Source organism: Mucilaginibacter gossypii, from assembly GCF_900100945.1.
Taxonomy (GTDB): Bacteria; Bacteroidota; Bacteroidia; order Sphingobacteriales; family Sphingobacteriaceae; genus Mucilaginibacter; species Mucilaginibacter gossypii.
Window position 1 is genome coordinate 148,049 of sequence record NZ_FNCG01000008.1, and the last position, 13,476, is coordinate 161,524.

Annotated in this window: 12 protein-coding genes; 9 read left to right on the forward strand and 3 right to left on the reverse strand. The window is 38.5% G+C overall.

From position 1 onward, the window contains the following. The first annotated feature begins 4 nt into the window (after positions 1–4). From BLS28_RS16285 to BLS28_RS16295, 3 genes are all read left to right on the forward strand, one after another. On the forward strand, positions 5–184 hold the full coding sequence (locus BLS28_RS16285) for a hypothetical protein (RefSeq protein ID WP_091169438.1): 180 nt from the start codon (positions 5–7) through the stop codon (positions 182–184). Between the two features lie 323 nt (positions 185–507). After that, positions 508–699 (forward strand): hypothetical protein, encoded by a 192-nt coding sequence (locus BLS28_RS16290; protein WP_091169440.1) that lies wholly within the window; start codon positions 508–510, stop codon positions 697–699. A 48-nt stretch (positions 700–747) separates the two neighbouring features. Continuing rightward, positions 748–1,629 carry a hypothetical protein gene (locus BLS28_RS16295; RefSeq protein ID WP_091169444.1) on the forward strand — a complete coding sequence of 294 codons (882 nt, stop codon included), beginning with the start codon at positions 748–750 and terminating at the stop codon, positions 1,627–1,629. Between the two features lie 37 nt (positions 1,630–1,666). Here BLS28_RS16295 and BLS28_RS16300 read toward each other — a convergent pair whose 3' ends face one another. After that, the gene (locus BLS28_RS16300; protein ID WP_091169447.1) at positions 1,667–2,875 is read right to left on the reverse strand and encodes an RES domain-containing protein; all 1,209 of its coding nucleotides are present in this window, start codon (positions 2,873–2,875) and stop codon (positions 1,667–1,669) included. A 151-nt stretch (positions 2,876–3,026) separates the two neighbouring features. Here BLS28_RS16300 and BLS28_RS16305 point away from each other — a divergent pair, with 151 nt between their 5' ends. The 3 genes from BLS28_RS16305 (at position 3,027) to BLS28_RS16315 (ending at position 5,843) form a co-directional block, all read left to right on the forward strand. After that, entirely contained in the window at positions 3,027–3,512 is a 486-nt protein-coding gene (locus BLS28_RS16305) for a hypothetical protein (protein ID WP_091169449.1), read from the forward strand. A gap of 391 nt (positions 3,513–3,903) precedes the next feature. Further along, entirely contained in the window at positions 3,904–5,175 is a 1,272-nt protein-coding gene (locus BLS28_RS16310) for an aminotransferase class I/II-fold pyridoxal phosphate-dependent enzyme (RefSeq protein ID WP_091169731.1), read from the forward strand. A gap of 11 nt (positions 5,176–5,186) precedes the next feature. After that, positions 5,187–5,843: a TetR/AcrR family transcriptional regulator gene (locus tag BLS28_RS16315; protein ID WP_091169452.1), complete on the forward strand. Its 657-nt coding sequence runs from the start codon at positions 5,187–5,189 to the stop codon at positions 5,841–5,843. A gap of 166 nt (positions 5,844–6,009) precedes the next feature. Here BLS28_RS16315 and BLS28_RS16320 read toward each other — a convergent pair whose 3' ends face one another. Together BLS28_RS16320 and BLS28_RS16325 are read right to left on the reverse strand one after the other, a co-directional pair. After that, entirely contained in the window at positions 6,010–6,417 is a 408-nt protein-coding gene (locus BLS28_RS16320; RefSeq protein WP_091169456.1) for a helix-turn-helix domain-containing protein, read from the reverse strand. Between the two features lie 17 nt (positions 6,418–6,434). Next, positions 6,435–6,824, reverse strand: a complete 390-nt coding sequence (locus tag BLS28_RS16325) for a helix-turn-helix domain-containing protein (protein WP_091169459.1) — start codon at positions 6,822–6,824, stop codon at positions 6,435–6,437. A gap of 532 nt (positions 6,825–7,356) precedes the next feature. On the opposite strand from BLS28_RS16325, the gene BLS28_RS16330 reads away from it, so the two are divergent. From BLS28_RS16330 to BLS28_RS16340, 3 genes are read left to right on the forward strand one after another with little or no spacing between them, the layout of a single operon-like run. Continuing rightward, positions 7,357–10,572 carry a SusC/RagA family TonB-linked outer membrane protein gene (locus BLS28_RS16330; protein ID WP_176844484.1) on the forward strand — a complete coding sequence of 1,072 codons (3,216 nt, stop codon included), beginning with the start codon at positions 7,357–7,359 and terminating at the stop codon, positions 10,570–10,572. Positions 10,573–10,620: 48 nt separating this feature from the next. Further along, positions 10,621–11,976: a RagB/SusD family nutrient uptake outer membrane protein gene (locus tag BLS28_RS16335; protein ID WP_176844485.1), complete on the forward strand. Its 1,356-nt coding sequence runs from the start codon at positions 10,621–10,623 to the stop codon at positions 11,974–11,976. Positions 11,977–12,011: 35 nt separating this feature from the next. After that, complete coding sequence (locus BLS28_RS16340; RefSeq protein ID WP_091169470.1) at positions 12,012–13,436, forward strand: TlpA family protein disulfide reductase; 1,425 nt, start codon at positions 12,012–12,014, stop codon at positions 13,434–13,436. Positions 13,437–13,476: the final 40 nt, after the last annotated feature.

Consider the following 13,476-nt stretch of genomic DNA (forward strand, 5'->3'; position numbering starts at 1 on the left):
ACCTATGAAAATCATTGATATAGACGGCAAAGAGATTGCCGTTACAGATTTGGATTTGGCGATTATGCAGGCCGACGACTACCGCCATTACATGCATTCCGACCCTACTTACAAAGCTTTTGATGAAAGACAGCAAGCCTATTGGGAGGATGTTTATCAAAAATTACTTGCCTTGAAAGCCTGAAAAAAATCGCGCCAACCTGCCACTTGCTCCTTAATCCGCAACAGGCAGGATGGCGTGTTTGGTCGCCTGACTTTCCCAAAAGCAAAGCCTCCCTTCGGGCACAATTGCTTTTCGGAAATACAGGCATATTTCTCTTTTTAGATTTTCTTGCATGGTCGCGCCGCCGCCTGTTTGGCTGCCGTTGGGGGGTATGTTTAAACAGGCGGCGCTTATTTTTTAACGGGTGGTTTTTAAGGTAATGGCATCCATTTTTTATTTCCATTTAAATTGCTTATTTTAGGGTTTAACGTAAAAATCGGTGCAAAATTTAATTACTAAAAATCATGTCCTACAAGAAAATTTTAGTGCCGGGCGACCCTTATATGGTTGCCGCCTTTTACGGCACCTCGTCTGATGGCTTTACGCCAAACCAACCTTTAATCCTGTTCTCCAGAGAAACCCGGATGGCCTGCCTCCGTTTTATCCGGCAAGTGTTCGACCAGGGCAATAACTGTTTTAAGGTGGATTTTAAATAAAACAGGACGGCTTAAAGATTAGCCTGCATATAATGCTAATTTTAGGCTATGAACGATACCCTGAAATTTCTGGATAGTATCAAAGACCGGCTGGAAGAAGTCCCCTATGAGGAAATCTACCAGTCGGTTGCTGCTATGCGCGATAAATTTGTGCCCTTCGCGCTTATAAAAAAGGGCGCTTTTATTGATCGGGTAAGGGTTCATAAAAAGCCTGATGACTTGTTTCTGAAGGAAGTGGATATAAGTTATATCCATGACCAGGAAATCATCGATAATTATGTGGGTTACGGCAGGGCCAATAAAGAAAAACAGGCGGTGTTTTATGGGGCAGTTCTCTCTCCCAAAATCGAACATCCCCGTGTAGTCGCCTATTTTGAAACCTCATCCTTATTAAAGCACCTGGATCAGTACCCTGACGTTACCGAGTATTTCACGCTGAGCCGATGGCGGGTGACACAGGATATTGAAGTGATGGAAGTGATCTTCAGCGATGAGGCGCTCAAGGTGAGCGAATACGCGCAAATGTCGCTGGCCAACCAGTTGAAAAACTATAAACACCTGCCCTTAGCTGCTGAATATGAAGAACAGGGACGGTTTTTTGCCAATCAGTTTGCCCGCAACGATATAAAGGAAGGCCAGGATTATAAGTATAAAATAACTGCGGCTTATGTCAATTACATTTGGGCAAAGAGCCACCTGAAAGGGGTAACCTATCCAAGCGTTCAATCCAAATACCTCGGTCAGAATGTTGCCTTATTACCTGAACTGGTCAACAGTTCCCTGCAACTGGAGGCCCCGGTGGGTATCTTTAAGTTTGAAAGAAAGGGAGGCATTAATCAACCCGTTGACAGCACGAAGGTGGCGATGAATCTGGGTAAGGATAATACCGCATTCATTTTTAAAGATTACTATGATGGAGAATTCAGATAATCGTTGACCTAAGGCAAGATTAAGAAAAGTACGTTTACTAATCAACTATTTTACATAGACCCCGATTCAGGTCTTGTTCCACCTTTTTAAATTTTAAACCCAAAAACTTTACTCCATTTGCGTACTCTACATTAACCTTATCATTTCTGCTTAATTTGCTGCTTTTAATTACTGCCTTAAATGCAGGTTTCGGCTCAGGTTTCCACCCTATTGGTGCAAGGTTAAATGAAAGACTTTTAGGTATATCCGGCCCGTTGTCAATTCTTACCTGCTTATTAGGGCTTGTTTGCATCATCCGAAAAAGGTTAAACAGTTCATCTGCCTTTTCTTTGTTGTATAATATTTTACCTGTTTTAGAATCGAACGCAGTTGTACCAAACGAGCCGATAATGCTATCCGTAGTAGGTTCAGCAATACTTGGATCGAGATCTTCATATTCGTCCAGGATAAATTTGGTTTCAACGCTATAGAGATCATATTTCTTTAATAATAGGTCATTCTTTATAGCAATATTATCACCCATTTTTTTCCTTTGAACACTGGGAAATATAATTGCTTCAATATTACCATCGCTCGGTACAGGATAATACAATTGATCAGAAGAAATTAAAGCGCTAAACAAGTAATCTCTTGGCCTAAGTCTGTCAACCGGTAGTGAAAAAATCTCAATGAAAAACTCTTCTAACAGGTAAAAGACTTTTTGAAGGTCATGGGAAATTTCAGGATTTTCAGTCTTTTCCGTTCTGATAACGGTGCAAACCGCCTTAGCGCCTGGCTTTAATTGAAATCGTGAAATCGTGATAACGTCGCCATTTTGTGGTTTGGTTTCCCAATAAGCAGATGCTTCATCGAGTGCGCAATAGGCAACTTGCTGTTCGGGAATATTACATCTGCCAAAAGTGCAATACTTAACCGGTGGCGCGAGCAACTCGTCTATGTCGGTTAAATAGTTCAATTCCTTACCCTTGCCTGCGAGAATGCGGTTGTTGTTGGAAATCCTGACAAGAAACCCAGGTAACTCCGCAGCACTCGCCATGGGTTTTAAATTGAAAAACGTGCTTATATTTTGTTTGAGTTTTTCAAATTCATCCAGTGGTAGGTCATGTATTTTCCCAAAGTAACCACGATAAAAATCCAGCTTTTGAATGATACTTTCAATGCTGTTGAGATTCATAAATTCTCTGTTCGTCTTATTGTTAGCGATTTTTTCTATCAAACCAAATTCGTCAAATACAGGTGGGATCATTTGAAAGTATTATAATTATAAAAATACGGAAATCTTCAAAGGATTTTTGTAGAAAAGGCCCATAAGCCGGCATAATATGTTTAATGGTATAGCGCCTTTTCACGACATTTAACCTTTCATACAGTTTTAATACCTTAATCGCCTTATCACAATGGCAACAATCGATCTTCACGACGTTATAACTGATGTTTTACGAAATGCCGGTACACCGCTCCGGGCGACTGAAATCGTAGATATTATCAGCCGGAACGGCATGTATCTGACAAAGGATAAAAACCCACCCGATTACAATCAGATTTATGGTAGGATCGGTAAGTACCCACACCTGTTTTCATGGAAAGATGGTGTGGTAACCTTAAGGAACTTGCCTCGGGAAGAACGCCTGTTCCGGCTGACCTGGAATACGAAAGGCTGGGAATTGCCCTTTAAGGACTTGTTAGAAGAAGTGGACGACAAAGACGAGCCAAGTTGCTCCCAGGCCGAAGCCCTGAGAAAGCAGGATTTATATATCAATACCGCTTTGGCTGTTTATGGTGCGGAACGGCTATGGCAGTTACTCAGCGATGGCATGATAGAACATCGGGGCTTATTCCTCAATATCAAAAAGTTCAAAACCACTCCGCTCAAAGTAGCCTAATGGTAATCTGTATGTTTAAATGGTAAGTGGAAGGATGTTTATCAAAAATTACTCTTATTGAAAAAATGCGTAAAAAATCGCGCCTGGACTGCCACTTGCTCCTTTCATCCGCAACAGGCAGTCCAGGCGATGGGATGACTTAGTTACCAAAAATCAGCACGGAGTTTCCTTTACTGATTTTTAGCAACACAGTCATTTTTCTTAGTAATTGTGATGGATATTATATTTCGCTCTGTCTTTTTGGATAAGTTCTATTTAAAAGCAAATTGAAGTCAAACAATTACGCATTTGTCATTCCATTGTAAATAGGCGGTTGTCAATCTTTCAAATTTCCCAGTAGTGTTAAAATTACATAAATTTAATGTTTAAACATTTACTAAAAACCATCGCTATGAAAACGAACATCAACTTCCAAAAAGCAAGCTTTAAAGATTTCGAGAATATTCCTGATTTAAACGCCTTTCAACGAGCAGAGGTATTTCAGGAGTTTACCAATTATATGGAAGAAAGCGGGCAAATGAATTTTCGCTTTATGACCAGTAAAAAGGGAAGTGGCCCTGAAATGTGGGTTACCTCACCATTTAACAAAATTCCAAAAAAGTGTGTAAGCCTTGTATCCAATGATTATCTAAACTTTACCCAGCATCCAAAAGTAAAATTGGCTGCGATTGAAGGTATAGAAAAATATGGCACAGGTGCCGGGGCATCACCGCTGATAGGTGGTCACCATGAATATCATGAAATGCTGCAAACTAAAATCGCATCGTTTTTTAACCGACCGCCAGACTCAGCACTAATATTTACAACGGGCTACACGGCAAATAGCGCAGCGATTTTAGCCATCTTAAAGAAGGAAGATGTGGCAATTTTGGATATGGCTGTACATGCGAGTGTTTACGAGGGTTGCAAGGAAACAAATTTAAAAATGTTCCTGCATAATGACCTCGAATCCTTAGAGCGTATTTTAAAGGATGCCCAAGACAAATTCCGTACAAGGCTGGTAATAATTGATGGCGTTTATTCCCAGGATGGCGACCTTGCCAAAATGGAAGCAATTCTCACTCTCACAAAGCAATACGGCGGTTTTTTAATGGTGGATGATGCACATGGAATTGGTGTTTTGGGTAAAAATGGCCGTGGTGCGATGGAAGTTTTTGGTCTCACAGACAAGATTGATATTATTTCCGGCACATTGAGCAAAGCCTTTGGTCATATTGGTGGTTTTGTTATTTCTACACCTCAAATCATCAATTTCTTAAAATTTCAATCCAGGCAACAAGTATTTTCATCTACTTCCACTCCGGCAGCTGCTGGACTATTAAAAGCCATAGATCTCATTGACGAGGAACCACAATGGCGACAAATGCTTGCAGACAATGTTACATATTTTAAGAAAGGCTTGACTGATTTAAAGTTGAATATTGGTAATACTGAATCTGCTATTATTCCTGTAAAAATTGGTGATGCCCATAAGACGGGTGATGCCGGTCGTTTATTGCTGGATGCCGGTATTTATGCCAATACGATTGTATATCCGGGGGTTGCGCGAAAGAATGCCAGGATCAGAACCAGCCTCATGGCGACCCATACCCGTGAGCACTTGGATAAAGCTTTAAATGCATTTGAATATGTTAACCAAAAATTGCATATTTCCAGTATATAAATACTGAAATTATGGCTAAGAAGACTTATCATGGAGTAACAAACGACAAAGAGCGATCTAAGCAAAAACTCGTTGATGCTGTAGGTGTCATTATCAGAACACAAGGTTACACAGGTTTAAATGCGTCTAACGTAGCTAAAAATGCTGGTGTAAACAGGAGATTGATTAATCTTTATTTTGGCAATTTAGATGCTTTAGTGGAAACTTATGTAAGAGGAAAGGACTACTGGGTTGCTGCATCGGGTAATGCAGGGGAATTAATGGAAGAAAATAAGGGAAACGACACCCGGCAAATTTTGGAAACCCTGCTCGTTAATCAGCTTGATTACTTTTTCAAGGAAGAAGAAATGCAAAAAATTGTGTTATGGCAGATTAGCCAGCGAAGCCAAATCATGTTTGAAGTTGCTGAAGAACGGGAAAAATTGGGAGCAGCATATTTTGAATTGACAGACCCATTTTTTAAAAAAACCGATGTGGATCTTCGGGCAGTAGCCGGATTGCTGGTAGGCGGAATTTATTATATGGTATTACATGCAAAATCTAATGACAGCTTATTTTGCCAAATCGATGTAAATTCACCGGAAGGGTTAGACCGAATAAAAAATGCAATAGGTGCGATACTTAAGGATACCTTTAGAAGAGCTGAAATTGCCAATAATAAAAATTAAAGGGCCAGACACCATTTATTGGCCAGATATTGGGCAAAGATAGGAATCGTGAATTTTTAGATGATGAAAAATTAGTTCCGCTAAATATTAACGTTAATGCAATGCGTTATGCTGCGATGGAAATGGACATTTGCTTTCGTAAAAACAATCTATAGCAAGTTATATTTTATTGGGTTTTATTCTTGCTAAGTAGTATCTCTACCTTTTCACGCTCACTTTTTAACAAGCTTTCATAAAGTTCTATGATTTTTTCGACCGGATTATTAATAACAGTCGTACATTCATAAGCATTATTTACCGAAGAATTATTTACAGCCTCATAAAAATTATTTGTATTGTTTAATACGCTTTCATCATTGAATTTCTGCAACCCCTCTAAGGTAACACCTAAAATACTGGCAATCTGATTTAGCCTATCTTCATCGATTGTTTCGCTTTGTTCCAATTTAGACAAAGCTTGCTTAGATATGCCCAAACCGGTCGCAACGTCCTCCTGTGTCATACCGCGTAATTTCCGGACCCTCTCTATCTTCCGTCCGATAAATGTAGGTTTAGATTTGGTGTTAGTTTCCATTTATATATAATGAATATTTATCGTTTCAGTAATTCGTTTTTTTCACGTTCACTTGCTAACAATCTCTCATAAAGCTCAGCGATTTTTTCTATTGGGTTGAAAACAAAATTGTTAGTTGCGTTATCCTTTATTTCATTGTTGTAAATATTATACTGGTGATTAATAACCTGCATGATTTTATCCTCATCAAAGCTCTTTATCACATCTGGAGTTACACCTAAAATATCGGCTATTTGTTTTAACAAAGCTTCCTCAATCTCCTCCTGTTGTTCAATTTTGGAAACTTGTGGTTGTGAAATACCAAGTTTACTGGCCAAATATTCTTGTTTTATACCCTTGAACATTCTTATCCGTTCCACTTTTTGTCCAATCGTTAAAGGCTTTCTTGTATATAATTTTTCCTCCATAAGGTTTCAAATAAGTTCTAAAGTTATAAAAATCAACTGACTTAAAATAATAGTCAACTGTATAATTTTCTCATTAGTGAGAAAATTGATTTACTTCGGACTATAAAGTTATGCGCAATTTAATCATTACCCAATATCAACACATAAATGTTTTTAGGGAATTGCTATCACATAATTTTAGTCAAAATTTTCACCCTAACTATTTTAAGCCAGGACATACCATAACGGCTAATGGAGATCTGGCAGATGGCTTTGCACCTCGCAAAGCCATCTCTTACCCGTTACAGAATCCAATTAAAAACATAATATGCTGTCCCGAATGATTAGTATATAAAACGGCAGCCGAAGATCAGTTTTTAGTTAATTCTTTTTTCAGGTTGCCGTTTTTCATTTATTGTAAGTGTCAACCTTCTAATTAACCGCCCCCATTTTCATGAAAAAAACAACGATCAAAATCGTAGTGGCTTTGCTATGCCCAAATCGATCCTGGATTAATCACCATAGGACAAAAGGATTTCTTTTAATATTTTTTTTGTTGTCCTTAAATAGCAGCGTATTTGCCCAGGCAAAAATTAAAAACATACTCATCGGCACTGTTTATTCAGCAGATGATAATAAGCCCCTACTCGGTGCTACTATTCACAACAGAATATCCGGAGTAAACATTGCAACGGATATAAATGGTAATTTCCGGCTTGTTACAACTGACACAAGCGGCGTTTTAGACATTTCCTTTATCGGTTACAGGACTGGTCAGTTATTTTTCAGCAGCAAAAGTCGCGGGCCTTTTAAGGTTTTATTGAATTTAGATGCTTCAATATTAAAGGAGGTTATTGTTTCGACTGGTTACCAAAACCTCCCCAAAGAAAGGGCGACCGGATCATTCGTACAATTGGACAGTGCCTTGATAAACCGCAGGGTTAGCACCGACATTGTAAGCCGCTTAGAGGGTGTTGTTCCTGGGTTGCTTTTTAACAGGAATACAAGTAATTCTGCAAATGGCACAACCGATATAAATATCCGAGGCCACAGTACCTTATTCTCAAATGACCAGCCCTTGATTGTTATAGACGGTTTCCCTTATGATGGTGACCTTAACAATATAAATCCAAATGATATAGAAAGTATAACTGTCTTAAAGGATGCGGCGGCAGCTTCAATTTGGGGAGTACGGTCTGGCAATGGGGTAATTGTTTTGACTACTAAAAAAGGGAAACAGAACCAGAAACTTGTTACCGAGTTAAATGCCAATGTAACTATTGGGAAAAAGCCTGATTTATTTTACAGCCCTAATTTTTTGGATGCTAATAATTACATCAATATTGAACAACTCTTATTTAAACAGGGGTATTATAATTCCCTGATAAATGATCCGACCCAGGCTATTTCACCAGTAGTTCAGCTTCTTGCAGATCAGCAATCAGGTAAAATCAGTACTGACGAGGCAAATTCGCAAATCAATGCATTAAGGAACCAGGACGTAAGAAAGGATCTCAGTAATAATTTTTATAGGACATCTGTTTTACAGCAATACGCATTAAATTTTCGGGGAGGTGGTGATAAAAGCGATTATTTCTTTTCTATTGGGGATGACCATAATTTATCTTCTCTCGATGGTAATTCCAATAATCGAATTACTTTAAACGGCAATTATAATTTCTATCCTGTTAAAAACCTTCAAATCACCGCAGGGATTAATTTTATAAAAACCGACGGAAAAAACAACAGCCCCGTCAGTAATATCAATTCCGGCGACTTTTTTGCAGGGTACATATACCCTTATGCAAAGCTTGTGGATGGTCATGGAAACAGCCTACCCATAGTTAAGGATTATAATTCCGACTTTATCAATTCCGCTCCGCAAAAAGGGTATCTCAACTGGCAATACCGTCCGCTGGATGAATTAAATAATGCCGATAACACGTCTAACTCCCTTGACAACAGGATAAATCTTGGAATAAGTTATAAAATAATTCCAGGGCTGACAGCTGGTTTTAAATACCAATACGAAAACGCATCGGTACTTGTAAACAACTATTATAGCACGGCAACTTATTATACGCGAAACCTGATCAATGAATACTCACAACAAAATGCCAATGGCAGCTTTTCATACCCTATACCCAATGGCGGAATACTACAACAGTCAAACGCATTGCTCAATTCGCATCATTTTAGAGGGCAATTAAATTATAGTACAACAATAAAACAGAAGCATGAGTTTAATGCGATTTTAGGTGGCGAAGTAAGTTCAACAGGGAATATTGGAAGCAGTAATACTGCTTATGGATATGATAAAAACACGGAATCTAACTATTCCCAAATTAATTTTTCTGATTATTATAATCTCAGCCCTTCGGGGGTGGGTTCGTCACAAATACCAAATAATCAAAGCTTTTTCAGGGCAACTGATCATTACATATCCTATTTCAGTAATGTATCATATACATATGATAGCCGTTATACATTTTCTCTGAGCGGTAGAATTGACAGATCAAATTTATTTGGAGTTTCTACAAATCAAAAATCAGTTCCGCTCTATTCGGCAGGTTTATCCTGGGATTTGGGTAAGGAACAGTTCTATCACGTTGACTGGCTGCCCTACCTTAAATTAAGGGCAACTTATGGCTATAACGCCAATGTCAATAAAACAGCTACAGCAGTCACAACCTTATTGCAACAAAGCAATTCCTATTATTCAGGAATCCCTTATAATGCAATTGCCAATCCAGGTAATCCTGAATTAAGGTGGGAAAAGGTGCGCATGACGAATTTGGGAATTGACTATGGCTTTAAAAATAATAGAGTAACAGGAAGTTTTGAATACTACTTTAAAAAGGCATCAGACCTCTTTGGAAGTTCGCCTTTGCCACCATCGACCGGAAACCCGTTGTTTTTTGGCAATACTGCCAGCACCAGCGGTAATGGCTTTGATGTTGTGATAAATACCCGGAACATTTATGGTAATGATTTTAAATGGACAAGCAACATCTTAATCAGCCATGTACTGGATAAGGTTACAGGCTATAACGAGCAATCAAACGTAGTAACTTATCTTACGGGCGGATCTGGAAATGCAGGTTTGATAACTCCACTTGTTGGCGAGCCAATTTTTGCAATATATAGTTATCGCTCAGGCCCGTTAACCCATGGCAAAGGCGATCCTCAAGGCTTTTTAAATGGTCAGCTAAGTACAGACTACGCTTCAATCATAGCAAATACACCTGTCCAGGAACTTTATTATAACGGCCCTTCAAGGCCAACAACCTTTGGCTCCTTTAGAAATACTTTTACTTACAAAAGTTGGTCATTATCCGCAAATATCATATTTAAGCTTAATTACTATTTCAGGAAGTCATCCACGTCAATTTCATATTCCGGGATCGTTTATGGCGGTGTTAATAAGGACTTCGCAAACAGGTGGCAAAAACCAGGAGACGAATCAATTACTTCTGTTCCATCAATTCAGCTTCCGCCATCGGACAATAACAGGGACTTTTTCTACCAGTATTCACAGGCCCTCGTTGACAAGGCGGATAATATCCGGTTCCAGGATTTAAAGGTTTCCTATGATTTAAACAAAAGCCAAAAGCCGAAACTGCCATTTTCACGAATACAGATTTATGGGTACGTCAATAATATCGGGATTTTATGGCGGGCAAATCACGATCATCTCGACCCGGATTTATACGCAGGTTCAACACCACTGCCCCTTACAATTTCATTAGGAATCAACTCAACTTTTTAAAAAATGGGAACTTTTACTTTAAAATACAGGGCAATAATATATGGCTGCATGATTGCATATATTCTGACAGGCTGCAAAAAGCAGGATGATTTTTTAAATACCAAACCCAATCAGGCGCTTGAAACACCAACTACTTTAGCAGACTTAAGCAATCTTCTCAATAATGAGAATGTATTTAATCGGAACTGCGACCCTGCAATTAGTGAGATTGCATCGGATGATGTTTATATTCAGGACTCGGCATTTGGAAGTTTGTCACTTTCCATTGAAAGGAATGCTTATGTGTGGGCAAAAAATATGTATGATGCCACTTCTACCCAGGTCGCTGACTGGAATAACCCTTACAAAATGGTTTATTATGCAAACACCGTCCTGGATGCTTTACCCGGTATAGGAACAACAGTGGGAAACCAGGATCAGTATAACCAGATTAAGGGTGCCGCATTATTTTACCGCTCATTTGCATTCTACAATCTGGTACAAACCTTTGCCATGCCCTATGATGCAACCAATTCAGGCAACCAGCCTGGCATACCATTGCGGCTGACATCAGATATTAATTTAAGACCTCAAAGAGCCAGCGAGGCTGATTGCTATAATCAGATCATTTCGGATTTAAAAGAAGCCATTAACTTACTCCCGGTAATCCCGGTATATAAAACACAGCCTTCTCAGCCAGCGGCAAATGCCTTTTTAGCACGGGTATATTTGGCAATAGGAAATTATCCATCAGCCCTTCAATATGCAAATGCTTGTCTTGATAAGTTTAATACCCTTTCTGACTATAATGCACTGACTTCTACACCGACAAGTGTAAGTAATAACTTCATATCTGAGGATATTTACCATAGCACTATGGTTAATTATTCAACGATAACAAACCGCAGATATGCCTATATAGATTCAGCGCTTTACAGTTTCTATTCCTCTAACGATCTCCGTAAAACCAAATTTTTTACCATTCTGGATGGATTGCCGCAATACCCCCGCTTTGTAGGGTCTTATGATTTTAAAACCAATAAATACAGCGGCCTTGCTGTAGATGAGGTTTACCTGATTAAAGCCGAATGTTTGGTCAGGTCGGGCGATATCAGCAACGGTATGACAGCCCTTAACACACTTTTAATCAAAAGATGGAAAACAGGAACATTCGTACCCTTAACTGCCTCCAGCCAGAGTGATGCCCTTAAACTGGTTTTACTTGAACGTCGAAAGGAATTATTGTGGCGGGGTATCCGGTGGACTGATTTAAGACGACTTAATAAGGAAAGTGGATCGGGTATTTCTATAAACAGGTTAGTTAACGGTACCTCTTATAGTCTGGCACCTAACGATGTAAAATATGCTTTTCCTATACCTGATATTGAAATTCAACTTGGCGGATTAACACAAAACCCAAGATAATTCTCCCAATTATATACGCCTTTAAATAAAAGTTGATGAAAAAACTATTGTTTTTAATGCTATACGGCTTAATAAGCCAGTATGGTATTGCCCAGCAAGCTAACATTTCGGGAACATTCTCCCATCTGACAGATCAGGACTCAGTACAGCTAATTATATATAAGTATGGTAAATTCCCTGTTTCGATACCGGAATTTAAAACACTTTATTCTGTTAAGGTATCTAATCATAAATTTCATTTTACGATACTAGTAACGGGTAAACGCCCGTATGAGTACAGTTTACAAATACCCAGGCAAAGACTTCTTATCAATTTGGAAAACCTTATTGTTGAAAAAGGAGACGATATACAAATCACCGGAAATGACTTTGTTATTAAAGAATTTAAAGGCAGAGGATCAGAAAAACTTAATGTAATAAGAAATCTAAATGCCTTAGACACAGCAACACAAAAACAAACATTTTCAACAACTTATACAGACTTGCAAAATGTAATTGTCGCTGGAAATAAGCATACAATAACTGCTGACAAGTATTTGAAATCACAAAAGAAGCATTTGAGTAATATGGTTTACCAAATGCTCCGTTTTAGAATAGATTATCAAATGACAGGTGTATATTATTCTTTGGTGTATATGAATGCCAGGGACTCAATTAGAAATGCACTTACACATTTCTGGCTACCGGAAAGGCACAAATATCGGTTCCTGCAGCCTTTTACAACAGGGGAATATTCTACAGAATTTACTTTAAGTACAATAAATGATTTTGCTATAAATGAAATAGTAAAGAATAACGATTATTCCACGTTGTTTTACCGGAGAGGTCTGAAGAAAATATATACGCATTTAAAGGCCAATTATACAGGCGATATAAGGGAGAAATTGATTACTTATACAATATTGTCCGCGTCCGGATCAAACGACCTCAAGGAATGTTATGAAGATGCACTAAAATATGTCAAAAACGCAGAATTTAAAACAGCGCTCATAAACCATTGCCAGGTTATTCCGGGGAGTCCTGCTTATGATTTTAATTTACCTGATACCAATCTGATAGTTCACCATTTATCAGATTATAAAGGTAAGGTGGTGGTATTGGATTTTTGGTTCACCGGTTGTGGAAATTGCCGGAAACTTACACCAATACTCAGAAATATTGAAGACCATTATAAAAACAATGATGACGTAATTTTCATAAGTATCAGTTCTGATAAAGAGTTAAAGAATTGGAAAGCTGGTATTAAAAGTGGGTTTTACACGACATCACCGGAAGAAATTAATCTATTCACTGCCGGAAAAGGCAGATATGATCCTTTCTATCAAAAATCCAATATCCAGGCAGCGCCAACCCTCAGAATTATTGATAAGTACGGTAACTGGTGTGAAAATCCAGTGAAATACGGATCAGATAACGGGGAGGATCTAATCACAAGGATTAATCAAGCATTAAACAAATAAGGGATTAAATTAGCCACTACCAATCTATAAAACTGGTAGT

Bases quoted from the DNA above. Each gene is read 5' to 3' on its own strand.
- BLS28_RS16335 (WP_176844485.1), top strand. From the start codon at position 10,621: ATGATTGCATATATTCTGACAGGCTGCAAAAAGCAGGATGATTTTTTA.
- BLS28_RS16285 (WP_091169438.1), top strand. From the start codon at position 5: ATGAAAATCATTGATATAGACGGCAAAGAGATTGCCGTTACAGATTTG.
- BLS28_RS16340 (WP_091169470.1), top strand. From the start codon at position 12,012: ATGAAAAAACTATTGTTTTTAATGCTATACGGCTTAATAAGCCAGTAT.
- BLS28_RS16300 (WP_091169447.1), bottom strand. From the start codon at position 2,875: ATGATCCCACCTGTATTTGACGAATTTGGTTTGATAGAAAAAATCGCT.
- BLS28_RS16305 (WP_091169449.1), top strand. From the start codon at position 3,027: ATGGCAACAATCGATCTTCACGACGTTATAACTGATGTTTTACGAAAT.
- BLS28_RS16310 (WP_091169731.1), top strand. From the start codon at position 3,904: ATGAAAACGAACATCAACTTCCAAAAAGCAAGCTTTAAAGATTTCGAG.
- BLS28_RS16315 (WP_091169452.1), top strand. From the start codon at position 5,187: ATGGCTAAGAAGACTTATCATGGAGTAACAAACGACAAAGAGCGATCT.
- BLS28_RS16320 (WP_091169456.1), bottom strand. From the start codon at position 6,417: ATGGAAACTAACACCAAATCTAAACCTACATTTATCGGACGGAAGATA.
- BLS28_RS16290 (WP_091169440.1), top strand. From the start codon at position 508: ATGTCCTACAAGAAAATTTTAGTGCCGGGCGACCCTTATATGGTTGCC.
- BLS28_RS16295 (WP_091169444.1), top strand. From the start codon at position 748: ATGAACGATACCCTGAAATTTCTGGATAGTATCAAAGACCGGCTGGAA.
- BLS28_RS16325 (WP_091169459.1), bottom strand. From the start codon at position 6,824: ATGGAGGAAAAATTATATACAAGAAAGCCTTTAACGATTGGACAAAAA.